The organism is Xanthomonas sp. CFBP 8445 (assembly GCF_025666235.1).
Taxonomy (GTDB): domain Bacteria; phylum Pseudomonadota; class Gammaproteobacteria; order Xanthomonadales; family Xanthomonadaceae; genus Xanthomonas_A; species Xanthomonas_A indica.
In genome coordinates this window covers 2,655,302-2,672,190 of sequence record NZ_CP102594.1, presented here as the reverse complement: position 1 = coordinate 2,672,190, position 16,889 = coordinate 2,655,302, and the positions used below count along the sequence as shown (strand labels likewise).

11 protein-coding genes and 1 tRNA gene are annotated in these 16,889 nt (G+C 69.9%); 11 read left to right on the top strand and 1 reads right to left on the bottom strand.

What is annotated here, in order from left to right; all coding sequences use genetic code 11:
* Window positions 1-70 precede the first annotated feature (70 nt).
* On the top strand, window positions 71-1,498 hold the full coding sequence (locus NUG21_RS11350) for a sugar porter family MFS transporter (RefSeq protein ID WP_160946595.1): 1,428 nt from the start codon (window positions 71-73) through the stop codon (window positions 1,496-1,498).
* Between the two features lie 610 nt (window positions 1,499-2,108).
* Window positions 2,109-3,035: a GTP cyclohydrolase FolE2 gene (folE2, locus tag NUG21_RS11345; RefSeq protein ID WP_263393068.1), complete on the top strand. Its 927-nt coding sequence runs from the start codon at window positions 2,109-2,111 to the stop codon at window positions 3,033-3,035.
* A gap of 248 nt (window positions 3,036-3,283) precedes the next feature.
* Here folE2 and NUG21_RS11340 read toward each other — a convergent pair.
* Window positions 3,284-3,358: transfer RNA gene (locus NUG21_RS11340), tRNA-Glu, on the bottom strand.
* Window positions 3,359-3,387: 29 nt separating this feature from the next.
* Here NUG21_RS11340 and pcnB point away from each other — a divergent pair.
* The 9 genes from pcnB (at window position 3,388) to NUG21_RS11295 (ending at window position 16,847) form a co-directional block, all read left to right on the top strand.
* The gene (gene pcnB, locus NUG21_RS11335; RefSeq protein WP_263393067.1) at window positions 3,388-4,806 is read left to right on the top strand and encodes a polynucleotide adenylyltransferase PcnB; all 1,419 of its coding nucleotides are present in this window, start codon (window positions 3,388-3,390) and stop codon (window positions 4,804-4,806) included.
* Complete coding sequence (folK, locus tag NUG21_RS11330; RefSeq protein ID WP_263390906.1) at window positions 4,803-5,312, top strand: 2-amino-4-hydroxy-6-hydroxymethyldihydropteridine diphosphokinase; 510 nt, start codon at window positions 4,803-4,805, stop codon at window positions 5,310-5,312. The genes pcnB and folK overlap by 4 nt, the downstream gene beginning before the upstream one ends.
* Before the next feature lie 31 nt (window positions 5,313-5,343).
* Entirely contained in the window at window positions 5,344-6,162 is an 819-nt protein-coding gene (gene panB, locus NUG21_RS11325) for a 3-methyl-2-oxobutanoate hydroxymethyltransferase (protein ID WP_263390905.1), read from the top strand.
* Window positions 6,159-7,001 (top strand): pantoate--beta-alanine ligase, encoded by an 843-nt coding sequence (gene panC, locus NUG21_RS11320; protein ID WP_263390904.1) that lies wholly within the window; start codon window positions 6,159-6,161, stop codon window positions 6,999-7,001. Before panB ends, panC begins: the two co-directional genes overlap by 4 nt.
* A 178-nt stretch (window positions 7,002-7,179) precedes the next feature.
* Window positions 7,180-7,560, top strand: a complete 381-nt coding sequence (panD, locus tag NUG21_RS11315; RefSeq protein WP_019798646.1) for an aspartate 1-decarboxylase — start codon at window positions 7,180-7,182, stop codon at window positions 7,558-7,560.
* Window positions 7,557-9,071: a glucose-6-phosphate isomerase gene (gene pgi, locus NUG21_RS11310; RefSeq protein WP_263390903.1), complete on the top strand. Its 1,515-nt coding sequence runs from the start codon at window positions 7,557-7,559 to the stop codon at window positions 9,069-9,071. The genes panD and pgi overlap by 4 nt, the downstream gene beginning before the upstream one ends.
* 311 nt (window positions 9,072-9,382) lie before the next feature.
* Window positions 9,383-13,462: a CheR family methyltransferase gene (locus NUG21_RS11305; protein WP_263390902.1), complete on the top strand. Its 4,080-nt coding sequence runs from the start codon at window positions 9,383-9,385 to the stop codon at window positions 13,460-13,462.
* A 156-nt stretch (window positions 13,463-13,618) separates the two neighbouring features.
* A complete protein-coding gene (locus tag NUG21_RS11300) occupies window positions 13,619-13,807 on the top strand; it encodes a hypothetical protein (protein ID WP_263390901.1) in 189 nt (62 codons plus the stop codon).
* 499 nt (window positions 13,808-14,306) lie between these two features.
* Window positions 14,307-16,847: a glycoside hydrolase family 3 protein gene (locus tag NUG21_RS11295; RefSeq protein WP_317852490.1), complete on the top strand. Its 2,541-nt coding sequence runs from the start codon at window positions 14,307-14,309 to the stop codon at window positions 16,845-16,847.
* Window positions 16,848-16,889: the final 42 nt, after the last annotated feature.

Below are 16,889 nucleotides of genomic sequence, written 5' to 3'. Positions count from 1 at the left end.
CCGGTGCCGTCGCTGCGCACGCCGCTCCGCGCGCCGGCCGTCTCCCTCTTGCACGCCACCAGGTGAATCCATGTCCAGTGTTCCGATCGATCGCCACGCCGACGCCGGCGAGAACACCCGCCTCATCATCCTGATCAGCTGCGTCGCCACCATCGGCGGCTTCCTGTTCGGCTTCGACAGCGGCGTCATCAACGGCACCGTCGATGGCCTCAAGGAGGCCTTCCAGTCCAGTTCCGCCGGCACCGGCTTCGAGGTCGCGTCGATGCTGCTGGGCTGTGCGGTCGGCGCGTTCCTGGCCGGCTCGCTGGCCGACCGCTGGGGCCGGCGCACGGTGCTGATCGTGTCGGCGGCGCTGTTCCTGCTGTCGGCGCTGGGCGCCGGCGCGGCGCACAACTCGGCGGTGTTCGTGCTGGCGCGGATGATGGGCGGCTTCGCGGTGGGCGCGGCCAGCGTGATGTCGCCGGCCTACATCGCCGAGGTCGCCTCGGCGCGCTACCGCGGGCGCCTGGCCACGGTGCAGCAGATCGCCATCATCGGCGGCCTGTTCTGCGCCTTCCTCAGCAACTACCTGCTGGCCAAGGCCGCCGGCGCGTCCACCGAGGCGCTGTGGCTGGGCCAGCCGGCCTGGCGCTGGATGTTCTGGATGCAGGCGCTGCCGTCCACGGCGTTCCTGCTGCTGTTGCTGGCGATCCCGGAAAGCCCGCGCTTTCTGGTGGTGAAGGGCCGTCGCGAGCAGGCGCTGGCGGTGCTGACCCGGCTGTACGGTGCCGGCGCCGCGCAGACCAAGCTGACCGAGATCTCCGGGTCGCTGTCGGCCGACCAGCACAAGCCGCGCCTGTCCGACCTGGTCAGCAAGGTCACCGGCAAGGTCCGCCCGATTGTGTGGATCGGCATCGGCCTGGCCACCTTCCAGCAACTGGTCGGCATCAACGTGGTGTTCTACTACGGCGCGGTGCTGTGGCAGGCGGTGGGCTTCTCCGAGAGCGATGCGCTGTTGATCAACGTGCTGTCCGGCGCGCTGAGCATCGGCGCCTGCCTGGTCACCGTGGTGCTGATCGACCGGATCGGGCGCAAGCCGCTGCTGTGGATCGGCTCGGCCGGCATGGCGGTGTCGCTGGCGCTGGTCACCATCGCCTTCGCCAGCGCCTCGCTGGATGCGGCGGGCAAGCTGGCGCTGTCGCCGGGCATGGGCCGGCTGGCGCTGATCGCCGCCAACGTCTACGTGGTCTTCTTCAACATGTCCTGGGGCCCGGTGATGTGGGTGATGCTGGGCGAGATGTTCCCCAACCAGATCCGCGGTTCCGGCCTGGCCGTGGCCGGTGCGGCGCAGTGGATGTCCAACTTCGCCATCACCGTGACCTTCCCGGTCCTGCTCGGCAGCATCGGCCTGGCCGGCGCCTACGGCATCTACACCGTGGCCGCGTTCCTGTCGGTGTTCTTCGTGCTGCGCTACGTGTACGAGACCAAGGGCAAGGAACTGGAACAGATGCAGGGCTGAGGCCGAGACGCACGCGCACGCGGCGTGCGTGCCGTGTCCGGATCGAGGTGTCTGCAGCGAGCGGCTGAAGGCAGTGCCATCGGCGAGGGCGCTGCGCTCGCCGTACCCTCACCCCAACCCCTCTCCCGATGGGAGAGGGGCTTCGACGTTTCCCTTCTCCCGCCAAGACCATGGCCTCCTTTTCGGGGGAGGTGCTCCGCAGGGGCGGATGAGCGTCCGGGCGACTGCTTGCGAACAGGTTCGCGCAGCCCAGCCCTACACAGGGCCGGCGCGATGACCGTCGCGGGACAGGCTGTTGTTGCCGAGCGCCACCTCGTACCTGCGGCCCGGGCTCCAGGCGCACGAGGGCCCGACCGAACGAGCTCCACCCGTTAACGTTGGCCTGCAGCGCCGCACGAGCAGGCCAGCGAAGGTCGGCGCGCCGCGCGCAGCCGTGGACCTTCATTGATGTCGCTCCCGACGATGGTGCCGGGTACCACCAACGGCTGAGGTATGCGTTGGATGGTCCCGTCGGTGCGCGCCAGGTGTGTTACTTTATAACAATTGTGACGATGGTTTCTTTGTCGTCCCTCGCTCCCTTGCCGCTCCAGTCGATCCGATGAACCTGCAGATCCCCTCGCCATTGCCCGATGTCGCTGCCGACGAACCTTCGCAGATCGCCGCTCCCCTGAACTGGGTCGGCATGGACGGCATTGCGCTGCCGCTGTGCCTGGAGGCGGGCGAGGGCGCGACCCCGGCGCCGGTGCCGGCGCAGGCCGCGCTCGCCGTCGACCTGCCGTCGGCCCAGGTCAAGGGCATTCATATGTCGCGGCTGTATCGCCTCCTCGACGACTGCGCGCAGCAGCCGCTGTCGCCGTCGCGGCTGTCGCAGTTGCTGCGGGCGATGGTGCACAGCCATGCCGACTGCGCCTCGACCGCGGCACGGGTGTCGCTGCGCCTGGAGCTGCTGCGTCGCAGTCCGGCGCTGCGCAGCCCGGGGCTGGCCGGATGGCGGGCATATCCGCTGCGGATCGACGCCGAACTGCGTGGCGGCGTGGTCCGTCTGGGGTTGGGCGTGGAGTTGTTGTATTCCTCGACCTGCCCATGCTCGGCGGCGCTGGCGCGGCAACTGCTCAGCGAGGCCTTCGTGCAGCAGCACCGGGACCAGGCCTCGGTGCCGCGCGAGGCGGTCGCGGACTGGCTGCTCCGGCACGGCAGCCATGCCACCCCGCATAGCCAGCGCAGCGTGGCCTCGGTCCGGGTCGGCCTGTCGGCGCGCGCGGTGCGTTTCGATGCCGAGGGCGTGATCGCGCTCGCCGAGCAGGCCCTGGCCACGCCGGTGCAGGCGGCGGTGCGCCGCGCCGACGAACAGGCGTTCGCGCGCCGCAACGGCGAGAACCTGATGTACGTGGAGGACGCCGCGCGGCGCCTGCAGGCGCTGGGCGCGCACTACGCCGAGGTGCAGGTGCAGGTGCGGCATCTGGAGAGCCTGCATGCGCACGATGCGGTGGCGGAGACCGCATCGGCGGCGGGTGCGTTGGCCGAGGCCGTTCGCTGAGATCCGGCGCCAGGCGTCTGCTTGCCGTCCACCGGGCCGCGCGGCCCGTGGCGACGGCCTGGCTGGCCGCGATCATCTGGGCGGCGTGGCGACCGCGGCCGTTTGCCGGGGATGGGCCAAGCCGCGATGCGCCGGGTCCAGGATGGCCGGCGCCTGCGCCCCGTCCTGCCATGCTGCGGTTCCCCGAAACGCAAAAAACCCCGCCAAGGCGGGGTTTTTGCTGTGTCGCGCTGCAGGCGAGGCGAGGATGGCGCTCCCTAGGGGACTCGAACCCCTGTTTTAGCCTTGAGAGGGCCACGTCCTAACCACTAGACGAAGGGAGCGTTGGTCGCGTCGATTGCAGCGCGCTAGTATATGGGTCTCGCCGCCCTTCGGCAATCCCGCAACCCGATACGGAAGCGCCATCATCAATCCGCCAGTTCCATCGCCATTCACCCTGCGCGCGATCCCGCGCGATCAGCACCCCATCTCGCGCAAGGACATCAGCCCCAACGCCCTGCGCGTGCTGTACCGGCTGCGCGAGGCCGGCTTCGGCGCGTACCTGGTCGGCGGCGCGGTCCGCGACCTGCTGGTCCAGGTCCAGCCCAAGGACTTCGACGTCGCCACCGACGCCACCCCCGAGCAGGTCAAGCAGCTGTTCCGCAACTGCCGCCTGATCGGCCGCCGCTTTCGCCTGGCGCACGTGGTCTACGGCCGCGAGATCATCGAGGTCGCCACCTTCCGCGCCAACGTCGACGACGGCAGCGGCGACCGCGAGGTGGACAACGGCCGCCTGGTCCGCGACAACGTCTACGGCAGCATCGAGGACGATGCGGTGCGCCGCGACTTCACCTGCAACGCCTTGTATTACGCCATCGAGGACTTCTCGGTGCGCGACTACGTCGGCGGCTTCGAGGACGTGCAGGCGCGGCTGATGAAGCTGATCGGCGACCCCGAGCAGCGCTACCGCGAGGACCCGGTGCGCATGCTGCGCGCGGTGCGCCTGGCGGCCAAGCTCGATTTCGAGATCGAGGCCGGCACCGCCGAGCCGATCCCGCGCCTGGCCGGGCTGCTGGCGGAGGCCGCGCCGGCGCGGCTGTTTGAGGAAGTGCTCAAGCTGTTCCTGTCCGGCCACGGCGTGGCCAGCTTCGAGGGCCTGGAGCGGCACGGCCTGCTCGCCGCGCTGTTCCCCGAGAGCGCGGCGGCGCTGCGCTCCAACCGCAGCGGCGCGCTGCGGCGGATGCTGATCGAGGGCCTGCGCAACACCGACAACCGCGTCGCCAACGACGAGCCGGTGTCGCCGGCGTTCCTGTTCGCGCTGCTGCTGTGGCCGGCCTACTGCCGCGCGCTGATGACCCTGCAGAAGCAGGGCATGCAGATGGAAGAGGCGCAACGCCGCGCCGCCGACCGGGTGACCCTGCACCAGCTGAGCACCGTGGCGCTGCCGCGGCGCTTCTCGCTGCCGATGCAGGAGATCTGGCTGCTGCAGTCGCGCTTCACCTCGCGCCAGAAGAAGCGGGTGGTGCGCACCTTGTCGCATCCGCGCTTCCGCGCTGCGTTCGACTTCCTGATCGTGCGCCAGTCGGCCTCCGACGAGCATGCGGCCGACATCGCCTACTGGCGCGAGCTGCAGCAGCAGCCCGGCTACGCGCCGCCGCCGCGCGGTTTCGACCCGGAAGTGGATTACGCCGGCGACGAACTGGCGTTCGCGCCGCCGGCCGACAGCGAAGAGACTCCCAAGCGTCGCCGGCGCCGTCGCCGGCGCCCGGACACCACCGCGCCCGTCGAGTGAGCGCCGTGGTGGAGACGCCGGTCCAGGCCTGCATCGGCCTGGGCGGCAACCTTGGCGACGCCGCGGCGACCCTGCGCGCGGCTCTGGTCGCGCTCGACACCTTGCCGCAGACCCGCCTGCTGCGCGCCTCGCAGCTGTACCGCAGCCCGGCCTGGGGCCGCGAGGACCAGCCGGACTTCATCAACGCCGCGGCGCTGGTGGCCACCACGCTGCCGGCGCCGGAGCTGCTGCAGGCACTGCTAGACCTGGAAAACCGCCACGGCCGCCAGCGTCTGCCGGGCGAACGCTGGGGTCCGCGCACCCTGGATCTGGACCTGCTGCTGTACGCCGAGGCGGTGATCGATCTGCCCGGGCTGCAGGTGCCGCATCCGTTCCTGCACCAGCGTGCCTTCGTGCTGCTGCCGCTGGCCGAGATCGCCGCCGAAGCAGTCGTTCCGGGGCATGGAACGGTGCGTGACGCACGCGACCGCATCGAAACCGGCGGGATCGTGCCAATCGGTAGATAATGCTCGGCTCATTACCGCAGCACATGAGCTTATGAGCAGCCACGCCGACAGCAAGCCCTGGACCGTTCCCGCCCTGGCCGAGGCCAAGCGCCGCCAGCAGAAGCTGGTGATGCTGACCGCCTACGACGCCGGCTTCGCGCGGACCTTCGACGCCAACGGCGTGGACCTGATCCTGATCGGCGACTCGCTGGGCATGGTGGTGCAGGGCCACGACTCGACCCTGCCGGTGACCGTGGACGACATCGTCTACCACACCGCCTCGGTGGCACGGGTGCTGCAGCGCGCGCTGCTGGTCGCCGACCTGCCGTTCCAGTCCGATGCCACGCCCGAGCGCGCGCTGGACGCGTCGACCCGGCTGCTGCAGGCCGGCGCGGAGATGGTCAAGCTGGAGGGCGCCGGGCACAAGCTGGAGGTGATCCGCTTCCTCAGCGAACGCGACATCCCGGTGTGCTCGCACCTGGGCCTGACCCCGCAGTCGGTGCTGACCTTCGGCGGCTACAAGATCCAGGGCCGCGAAGAGGCCGCTGCGGCCAGGTTGCTCGCCGACGCCAAGGCGGTCGCCGCGGCCGGCGCCGCGCTGCTGGTGCTGGAATGCGTGCCGTCGCCGCTGGCCGCGCTGATCACCGCCGAGATCGACATCCCCACCATCGGCATCGGCGCCGGCCCCGAGTGCGACGGCCAGGTGCTGGTGATGCACGATTTCCTCGGCCTGGACAGCGGCCACCGCCGCCCGCGCTTCGTCAAGGATTTCCTGGCCGAGGGCGGTTCCATCGCCGGCGCCGCGCGCGCCTACGCCGACGCAGTACGCGCCGGCACCTTCCCCGACGCCGAACACGCCTACGCCAAATGATCGAGACCATCACCGACCTGGCGCGACTGCGCGCCGTCGTCACCGGCTGGAAGCGGCAGGGCCTGCGCGTGGCCTTCGTGCCGACCATGGGCAACCTGCATGCCGGGCATTTCTCGCTGGTGATGCTGGCGCGGCAATACGCCGACCGTGTGGTCTCCAGCGTGTTCGTCAACCCGACCCAGTTCGGCCCGAACGAGGATTTCACCCGCTACCCGCGCACCCCGGAAGCCGACACCAGCGGCCTGGAAGGCGCCGGCTGCGACGTGCTGTGGCTGCCGACGGTGGAGAGCATGTACCCGCTGGGCGTGGAACTGGCGCTGCGCATGCACACGCCCGGCGTCAGCGAAGTGCTGGAGGGCGCCTGCCGGCCCGGCCATTTCGATGGCGTCTGTACCGTGGTCGCACGCCTGTTCAACCAGGTGCAGCCGGACCTGGCTGCGTTCGGCAAGAAGGACTACCAGCAGCTGGCGGTGATCCGGCAGATGGTCGCCGACCTGGCGTTCCCGATCGAGATCCTGGGTGGCAGCATCGTGCGCGAGGCCGACGGCCTGGCGATGAGCTCGCGCAACCAGTACCTGTCGGCCGAGGAGCGGCCGCGCGCGGCGCAGATCCACCGCACCCTGCGGGCGATGCGCGACGGTCACCTGGCCGGGCGCCCGCGCGCGCAGGTGGAGGCGGACGCGACCGCGCAGTTGCAGGCGGCCGGCTTCGAGGTCGACTACAGCGTGCTGCGTGCGCCCGACCTGAGCGAGCCGCAGGACGACGGTACCGGCCCGCGCGTGGCGCTGATCGCCGCGCGCCTGGGCCGCACCCGGCTGATCGACAACCTGGAATTCTGAGCGGGCAGGCCCTGGGCCGGTGTCGTAGGAGCGGCTTCAGCCGCGACCGGGCTTCCCGTGAACGCCTGTCGCGGCTGAAGCCGCTCCTGCGGTGCTGGATGCGAGGCGGCCCGGTCACCACCGCCACCTAACCCTCGGCTGCTAAACTGCGCGCCTTTCCTCACCGCAGTCCCGCCCCATGCAACTGAGCCTGTTGAAGACCAAGATCCACCGCGCCACCGTCACCCATTCCGAGTTGAACTACGAAGGCTCGATCGCCATCGACGGGCTGCTGCTGGACGCGACCGGCATCCGCGAGTTCGAGCAGGTGCACATCTGGGACGTGACCAACGGCGCGCGGTTCAGCACCTATGCGATCCGCGCCGACGAGGGTAGCGGCATCATCTCGCTCAACGGCGGCGCCGCGCGCCACGTGCAGGTCGGCGACCTGATCATCATCGCCGCCTTTGCCGGCATGAGCGAAGAGGAAGCCGCGCGCTTCCAGCCGACCCTGGTCTACGTGGACGGCAACAACAAGATCACCCACACCAACCACAGCATCCCAAAGCAGGCCGCATGACACAGTCCACCGGTTTCGACGCACTGCATTCCCACGCCCAGCGCTTGCGCGGGGCGCGCCTTCCCGACCTGCTGGCGGCCGAACCCGGCCGTGCCGAGACGTTGGCGCTGCAGGTCGGACCGCTGTACTTCAATTTCGCGCGGCAGAAGTACGACCGCGCCGCGCTCGACGCGCTGCTGGCGCTGGCCGCCGAGCACGACCTGGCCGGCGCCTTCCAGCGCCTGTTCCGCGGCGAAACGGTCAACGTCACCGAAGGCCGCGCCGCGCTGCATACCGCGCTGCGCGGTGACCTCACCGGCGCGCCGGTGGCCAGCCAGGCCCACGCCAGCGCCCGCGAGGTGCAGCAGCGCATGCGCGCGCTGATCGACGCCCTGGCGCAGACCGAGGTCACCGACATCGTCAGCGTCGGCATCGGCGGCTCCGATCTCGGCCCGCGCCTGGTCGCCGACGCGCTGCGTCCGGTCGCCGGCGCGCGTTTCCGCGTGCATTTCGTCTCCAACGTGGACGGCGCGGCGATGCAGCGCACCCTGGCCACGCTGGATCCGGCGCGCACCGCTGGCGTGCTGATCTCCAAGACCTTCGGCACCCAGGAAACCCTGCTCAACGGCCAGATCCTGCGCGACTGGCTGGGCGGCAGCGAGCGCCTGTACGCGGTCAGCGCCAACCCCGAGCGCGCCGCCAAGGCCTTCGACATCGCCGCCGGCCGCGTGCTGCCGATGTGGGACTGGGTCGGCGGCCGCTACTCGCTGTGGTCGGCGGTGGGCTTCCCGATCGCGCTGGCGATCGGCGCCGACGCCTTCGAACAGTTGCTTGAAGGCGCCGCGCAGTTCGACGAACACGCCCTGACCGCGCCGCTGGAGCGCAATGTGGCCGTGCTGCACGGCCTGACCACGCTGTGGAACCGCAACCTGCTTGGCTACGCGACGCAGGCGGTGATGACCTACGACCAGCGCCTGGCGCTGCTGCCGGCCTACCTGCAGCAACTGGTGATGGAAAGCCTGGGCAAGCGCGTGCGCCTGGACGGCAGCCCGGTCGAGGCCGACACCGTGCCGGTGTGGTGGGGCGGCGCCGGCACCGACGTGCAGCACAGCTTCTTTCAGGCGCTGCACCAGGGCACCAGCATCGTGCCGGCCGATTTCATCGGCTGCATCCGCAACGACGATCCGTACACCGTCAACCACCAGGCGCTGCTGGCCAATCTGTTGGCGCAGACCGAGGCGCTGGCGAACGGGCAGGGCAGCGACGATCCGGCCCGCGACTATCCGGGCGGCCGCCCCAGCACCCTGATCCTGCTCGACGCGCTGACCCCGCAGGCGCTGGGCGCGCTGATCGCGATGTACGAGCACAGCGTGTACGTGCAGTCGGTGGTCTGGGGCATCAACGCCTTCGACCAGTTCGGCGTCGAACTGGGCAAGCAACTGGCCAGCCAGTTGCTGCCGGCGCTGCAGGGCGAGTCCACCGAGGTCGCCGACCCGGTCACGCGCGCGGTGTTGGCGCGGTTGCAGGGCTGAGCCTTCGCGCGTTGCGCACCACCGCGAGGCGGCGGCCGACGCCGCCCCGCGGCGCGACCGTCTCGGTCGTGGCCCCCTGCCTGCGGGCGCCGCCGGCCGTCCCTTTGTCTCCCCAGCGTCTGCAAGGCTGACACAGTCTCGGCACATGCGCATCGCGATGCATGCCGTAGCTGCAGCAGCGCGCCGCGCGCGGTCTGTCGCGCCAATGTCGACGGCGCGTGAATGTTTGCGCGCACAGTGCAGACAGTGCCGATACGCGGCCTGGCGCTAAGATGAACGCCGCTTCAATCCCTTCAGCTATCGGAACGATGATGCAAGACGACGCGGGAACAGCCGAGCAGACGGTCCAGACCAGCACGCTCGAGTTCCCGGTGGTCGGCATCGGCGCGTCCGCGGGCGGGCTGGCGGCGGTATCGGCGCTGCTGTCGAACCTGCCGGCCGACAACGGCATGGCCTTCGTCATCGTCCTGCACCTGTCGCCCAAGCACGAGAGCAATGCCGACCAGTTGCTGCAGCGCTGCACGCGCATGCCGGTGGTGCAGGTCGCCGAGCCGCACAAGATCCAGCCCAATCACGTGTACGTGATCTCGCCGTCGCTGGACCTGCTGATGAACGACGGCACCCTGGTCGTGCAAACGGCGCAGCGTCCGCGCGGTCGGCACACGGTGATCGACACCTTCTTCCGCACGCTGGCGCTGGCGCATCGCGACCGCGCCATCGGCATCGTGCTGTCGGGCACCGGTGCCGACGGTTCGCTGGGCGTGGCCGCGCTCAAGGAGCACGGCGGCGTGACCATGGCGCAGTTGCCGGAAGACTGCGAGTACGACGCCATGCCGCGCAACGCGATCGGCAGCGGCTTCGTCGATTTCGTGTTGCCGGCGGCGGAGATGCCGCAGACCTTGCTGCAGTTGTGGCAGAACGCCCGGCAGATCGTGCTGCCGGCGCGCGGCGACATCGACGAGCCGACCCTGGCGAACAAGGTGCAGGCCAGCCGCAGCGACGAGGAGGCGCTGCGCGAGATCCTCGCGATTCTCGCCACGCGCACCGGCCACGATTTCCACCACTACAAGCGCGCCACGGTCCTGCGCCGCATCGAGCGGCGCCTGCAGGTGAACCTGTTGAAAGACATCGGCAGCTATCGCGACTTCCTGGTCGCCAATCCGGCCGAGACCGCCGCGCTGCTGGCCGACATGCTGATCAGCGTGACCAATTTCTTCCGCGATCGCGAGGCCTTCGAGGCGCTGGAGCGGGACATCCTGCCGGCGCTGATGGAGCGCGGCCGCGACAGCGGCGGGGTGCGGGTGTGGACGCCCGGCTGCGCCACCGGCGAAGAGCCGTACTCGCTGGCGATGTTGCTGTGCGACGAGGCCGCGCGGATGGAAGCGCCGCCGCCGATCCAGGTGTTCGCCACCGACATCGACGAACGCGCGCTGGCGCGGGCGCGGGCCGGGCTGTATCCGGATTCGATCGTCACCGACGTGCCGCCGGCGCGACTGCGCGAGTATTTCAACCGCGAGCAGCACCAGTACCGGGTCCGCAAGCATGTGCGTGACCGCGTGCTGTTCGCCCTGCACAACATGCTGCGCGACCCGCCGTTCTCGCGGGTCGACCTGATCAGTTGCCGCAACCTGCTGATCTACCTGGACCGCGACATCCAGGCACGGCTGCTGCAGATGTTCCATTTCGCGCTGGTACCGGGCGGTTATCTGTTCCTGGGCAGTTCCGAGTCGGCCGACGCGGCCCCGGCGCTGTTCGAGCCGGTGGACAAAAAGAACCGGATCTTCCGCGCTCGCACGCAATCGCGCAGCACGCTGACGCCGACCCTGCCGCTGCGCGTCGGCCATACCGCCAGCCAGTTGCCGACTACCGCGGCGCGCACGCGCGGCTTTTCCTTCGCCGAAGTGCATCAGCGCGTGCTCGAACACTACGCCCCGCCAAGCGTAGTCATCGACCAGGACTACACCATCGTGCACATGTCCAGCGAGGTCGGCCGCTTCATGAAGTTCGCCGGTGGCGAGCCCAGCTACAACCTGCTGACGGTGGTCGACCCGGCATTGCGGCTGGAACTGCGCAGTGCGTTGTTCCAGGCGATGCACAGCAAGCGCAGCGTCGAGGCGCGGCAGGTACGGCTGGAGCGCGATGGCGTGCACAGCTACCTCAACATGGTGGTGCGGCCGTTCCGCGATCCCGATGCCGACGCCAACTTCATGCTGGTGTTCTTCGACGAGGTCGACGACACGCTCAGCCCCAAGCAGCTCGACAGTCCCGGACTGCCGGCCAAGGACGCGGTGCTGCTGCGCCTGGAGGAGGAGCTGCAGGCCACCCGCGATCGGCTGCAGACCACCATCGAACAGTCCGAGACCTCGACCGAGGAACTGAAGGCCTCCAACGAGGAACTGCAGGCGATCAACGAGGAGTTGCGCTCGGCCACCGAGGAACTGGAGACCAGTAAGGAAGAGCTGCAGTCGCTCAACGAGGAGTTGACCACGGTCAACTACGAGCTGAAGAGCAAGGTCGAGGAGTCGGCGGAGATCAACGACGACCTGCGCAACTTCATCGCCTCCACCGAGATCGCCACGATCTTCGTCGACGCCGAACTGCGGATCAAACGCTATACCCCGCACGCCGAGGCGATTTTCAGCATCATTCCCGCCGACATCGGCCGGCGCCTGCTGGACATCACCCACCGCCTGGACTACCCGCAACTGGCCGATGACGTGCGCGCCGCGTTCGCGTCGCTGCAGGTGCGCGAGCGCGAGGTGCACGCCGTCGACGGGCGCTGCTATATCGCCCGGGTGTTGCCGTACCGCACGCAGGAGAACCGCATCGACGGCGCGGTGTTGACCTTCGTCGACCTGACCCGCTTGCGCCTGGCCGAACGGCAGGCGCGCGCGCCGGCGCTGCATCGCGGCGGCGAGCCGGCGGTGGTGACGCTGGATGCCGAGGGCGTGATCCAGCGTTGGAGCGCGGTCGCCAGCCGCCTGCTCGGCCACCGCGCCGACGAGGTGCTGGGCACGCCGTTCGCACGCCTGCATGCCGCTGCGCCGCAATCGTCCGACGACGCGCAGGCCGCTCAGGACGGCGGCGACGCGCGCAGCGAGCGCCTGCGCCTGCACTGCCGCGACGGCAGGACCTGCGATCTGATCGCCACCAGCGTGGCGCTCGATGGCATGACCCTGAAGCTGCTGTGGCCGGCGCCCTCGGACGCGGCGGTATCCGGTGCTTACGCCAGTGCGCCGGCGCCGAGCGCGGACCCAGGCGAGCAGGATCTGAAGGGCGATTTCCTGGCGGTGATGTCGCACGAACTGAAGCATCCGTTGAACCTGATCAGCGTCAACATCGAGCTGCTGTCGCGCATGCCCGAGGTGCGCGCCTCGGCCAAGGGCGCCGGTACCGCCGAGGTGATCAAGCGTGCAGTGCAGGGCCAGGCCAAGATCATCGACGACCTGCTGGACCTGTCGCGGATCCGCACCGGCAAGCTGCATCTGCACATCGCCGACCTGCCGTTGCTGCCGCTGATCCGCAACATCGTGGAGGTGGCCGCCGCCGATGCCGCCGCCGCCGCGCTGCAGCTGCGGCTGCTCAGCGACGACGAAGAGGTGCTGGTCCGCGGCGATCCGCAACGGGTGGAGCAGATCGTCTGGAACCTGGTGTCGAACGCCATCAAGTTCACCCCTGCCGGCGGGCTGGTCACCGTGCGCGTGTCCACCGCCGGCGGCTACGGCCGGCTGGCGGTGGAAGACACCGGGCAGGGCATCAGCCCGGATTTCCTGCCGCGGGTATTCGACATGTTCGGCCAGGCCGCGGCACGCGCGGCCAGCAAGCAGACCGGCATGGGCATCGGCCTGGCGCTGGTGCGGCAACTCGTGGACCAGCAGGGCGGGCGCGTGGAAGCCCTCTCGCCCGGCATCGGCAAGGGCAGCACCTTCGTGGTGTGGCTGCCGCTGGCCAGGCCCAGTGCGCCGCCGCTCGACGCGGAAGATGAGGTGGGTGGGCCCGCGTGCGCCGGCCTGCACGTGCTCGTGGTGGACGACAGCCGCGACACCGTGGAGTCGCTGGCGGCGTTGCTGGAGCTGGAAGGCGCGCAGGTCTACGTCGCCACCACCGGCGCGGCCGCGCTGGAACTGGCGGCGGCCTCGCAGTTCGACATCGTGTTGTCGGATATCGGCATGCCCGACATGAACGGGCTGACGTTGATCACCCGGTTGCGGCAGTTGCCGCACTACGCGGACGTGCCGGCGCTGGCGCTGTCCGGGTTCGGCACGCAGGCCGACGTGGCGCGCGCGCTCGCCGCGGGCTTCACCTCGCACATCAGCAAGCCGGTGGCGATCGATGCCTTGTTCGCCGAGATCCGCCGGTACACCAGCACGCGCCGGCGCCAGCGTCGGTAGCGCCGCCCCCAGGCGCGGGGCGGCGATGCGGTGCGTGTGCATGCCGAGCGCGACGCCGGCCGTACCGAAGTGAAGACGCGCTGCGCGCATTTTGCGCATGGCGTTCACGACGCCTGCCTAAGCTGCAAAAAGGGGGGATGGATGTGAGGGACGACGATGAGCGAACAAGAACGGATGCATGACCTGCGCAACCAGGTCAATGCCATTTGCATGGCCGGACGCTTGGCCAAGCGTGCGGCGGAACGGGGAGAGGACGCGCTGGTGCGCGATTGCCTGGAGAAGATCGACGTGGCGTGCGAGAAGTGCGTGCAGCTGTTGCGGCCGCAAGCCACGGCGCCGGAGTGAGCGGCACGTTGGTCGCGCTGCGCGCGCGCGCGTCTGCGCCATCGACCGGATGCCGTTGCCGTGTCGCGCGCGCCTTCCGCAAGGTGTGCGACGCGGCCGCGATGACGTGGCATGGCCACGCCCTGCATCCATGGCACCGCGTGGTGCCGTCCGCCCGCGTCGCCCGCGTTGCCCGTTGCGCAGTTGCTGGAACGCGCGATGCTGTGGTGCAGCAAATCGTCGGCGGTGAAGCCGACGCGTGGCGCCGGGCGACGACGCGGACGCAGCCCGCCACAAGCCAAGCCGGTATTCCATCGCTATAGCGTCAACCGATATCCCGCTGGCATTGGGGCATACCTCGCATCGCGGTTGACAGGCTTGGGGCGATTCGGGAAGCGTAGGCGCCGGCCGCACTTCGGCGTGGGCGGTCCGGCCGCGACATGGCATGCGTTCGCCGTTCCTCGGAGGGAGTCTCTTGCATACACAGCCTTCTGGCGCGACCGCGCCGCTTCGCACTGCGCTGGCCGCGGCCGCTGCGCTGGGCCTGCTGGCCCTGGTCGCGGCGGTCCCGGGCCGTTCGGTCCCCGCCGTGGCGGCCGCTGCGCCGCCGCCGATCCACCCGGATCGTTGGCCGTCGCCGGCCTGGCCGCTGAAGGAGGATCCGGCGCTGGAGGCGCGCATCACCAAGCTGATGGCGCAGATGTCGGTGGAGCAGAAGGTCGGGCAGACCGTGCAGGGCGACATCGGCAGCATGACCCCGGAGGACGTGCGCAAATACCACATCGGCTCGGTGCTGGCCGGCGGCAATTCCGATCCCGGCGGCAAGTACGACGCCAGCCCGGCGCAGTGGCTGGCGCTGGCCGATGCCTACTACGCGGCGTCGATGCAGACCGACGGCGCCGGCCCGGCGATCCCGATCATCTTCGGCATCGACGCGGTGCACGGGCAGAGCAACATCGTCGGCGCTACGCTATTCCCGCACAACATCGGCCTGGGCGCGACCCGCGACCCGGAACTGATGCGCAAGATCGGCGAGATCACCGCCGCCGAGACCCGCACCACCGGCATGGAGTGGACCTTCGCGCCGACCGTGGCGGTGCCGCAGGACGACCGCTGGGGCCGCACCTACGAAGGCTATTCCGAGTCGCCCGAGGTGGTGGCCAGCTTCGCCGGCCAGATGGTCGAGGGCCTGCAGGGCGTGCCCGGCACGCCCGGCTTCCTCGACGGCACGCACGTGATCTCCTCGGTCAAGCACTTCCTCGGCGACGGCGGCACCACCGACGGCAAGGACCAGGGCGATACCCGGATCAGCGAGCAGCAGCTGCGCGACATCCACGGCGCCGGCTATCCGCCGGCCATCGCCGCCGGCGCGCAAACGGTGATGGCCTCGTTCAACAGCTTCAACGGGGTCAAGATGCACGGCAACACGGTCATGCTGACCGACGTGCTGAAAGGGCAGATGCATTTCGGCGGCTTCGTGGTCGGCGATTGGAACGGCCATGCCCAGGTGCCCGGCTGCCGCAAGGACGACTGCCCGGCCGCGTTCAACGCCGGTGTCGACATGCTGATGGCGCCGGACAGCTGGAAGGGCGTGTACGAGAACGCGCTGAAGGCGGTGAAGTCGGGCCAGATCCCGATGGCGCGGCTGGACGATGCGGTGCGGCGCATCCTGCGGGTGAAGCTGCGCCTGGGCCTGTTCGAGGCCGGCAAGCCGTCGCAGCGCCGGCTGGGCGGCAAGTTCGAGCTGCTCGGCGCGCCCGAGCACCGCGCGGTGGCGCGGCAGGCGGTGCGCGAGTCGCTGGTGCTGCTGAAGAACCAGCAGCAGGTGTTGCCGCTGAAGCCACAACTCAAGCTGCTGGTGGCCGGCGACGGCGCCAACGACATGGGCAAGCAGGCCGGCGGCTGGACCCTCAACTGGCAGGGCACCGGCACCAAGCGCGCCGACTACCCCAACGGCACCACCATCTGGGAGGGCCTGCAGCAGCAGGTCAGCGCCGCCGGCGGCAGCGCCGAACTGGCGGTGGACGGCAAGTTCGCGACCAAGCCGGACGTGGCGGTGGTGGTGTTCGGCGAACATCCGTACGCCGAATTCCAGGGCGACGTCGCCACGCTGCTGTACAAGCCCGGCGACGACAGCGATCTGGACCTGATCAAGTCGCTCAAGGCGCAAGGCATCCCGGTGGTGGCGGTGTTCCTGAGCGGGCGGCCGCTGTGGGTGAACCGCGAGATCAATGCCGCCGACGCCTTCGTCGCGGCCTGGTTGCCCGGCTCGGAAGGCGGCGGCATCGCCGACGTGCTGCTGCGCAAGCCCGACGGCAGCGTGCAGTACGACTTCCACGGCAAGCTGAGCTTCTCCTGGCCGCGCACCGCGGTGCAGTTCGCCAACAACGTCGGGCAGAAGAACTACAACCCGCAGTTCGCCTTCGGCTATGGCCTCACCTATGAAGACAAGGGCGATCTGAGCCGCCTGTCCGAGGCGTCGGGCGTGTCCGGCGCGCAGGCGGTGGGCGGGGTGTACCTGGACCGCGGCAAGCCGGCGACCGGCATCAACCTGATCCTGTTCGGCGGCGCCCAGACCAACCTGCCGGCGGCGACCTTCCCGGCGGCACTGGCCGATGGATCGCTGAAGGTCACCGCGATCGACTATAAGGCGCAGGAGGATGCGCGCCGCTTCGTCTGGTCCGGCAGCGGCAAGTCCGGGTTGGCGCTGGTGTTGCCCAAGCCGCTGGACGTCTCGCGCGAGAGCAATGGCGACGTGCAACTGATCCTGACGTTGAAGGTGGACGCGGCGCCCAGCGCAGCCGCGCGCATCGGCGTGGCCTGCGGCCACGACTGCGGCGCGCGCGTGGACCTGGGCAAGGCCTTGGCCGCGCTGCCCAAGGGCGAGTGGCGCACGCTGGGCGTGCCGTTGAAGTGCTTCGCGGCGGGCGGCGCTGACCTGACCCGGCTGGAGCGTCTGCCGGAGATCGAGAGCGACGGCGCGCTGGACCTGGCGCTGTCGCGGATCGCGCTGGGCAGCAGCAACGAGGCGCAGAGCGTGGTCGACTGCCCGCTGCACTGAGCGGCGGCGCAGGCGGCGAACGGGTTTATCGAACGAGCGGCG

What these genes read in the sequence shown, in the direction of transcription:
- NUG21_RS11350 (WP_160946595.1), top strand. Translation starts at nt 71, where the DNA reads ATGTCCAGTGTTCCGATCGATCGCCACGCCGACGCCGGCGAGAACACC.
- panB (WP_263390905.1), top strand. Translation starts at nt 5,344, where the DNA reads ATGAGCAGCCACGCCGACAGCAAGCCCTGGACCGTTCCCGCCCTGGCC.
- panC (WP_263390904.1), top strand. Translation starts at nt 6,159, where the DNA reads ATGATCGAGACCATCACCGACCTGGCGCGACTGCGCGCCGTCGTCACC.
- panD (WP_019798646.1), top strand. Translation starts at nt 7,180, where the DNA reads ATGCAACTGAGCCTGTTGAAGACCAAGATCCACCGCGCCACCGTCACC.
- pgi (WP_263390903.1), top strand. Translation starts at nt 7,557, where the DNA reads ATGACACAGTCCACCGGTTTCGACGCACTGCATTCCCACGCCCAGCGC.
- NUG21_RS11305 (WP_263390902.1), top strand. Translation starts at nt 9,383, where the DNA reads ATGCAAGACGACGCGGGAACAGCCGAGCAGACGGTCCAGACCAGCACG.
- NUG21_RS11300 (WP_263390901.1), top strand. Translation starts at nt 13,619, where the DNA reads ATGAGCGAACAAGAACGGATGCATGACCTGCGCAACCAGGTCAATGCC.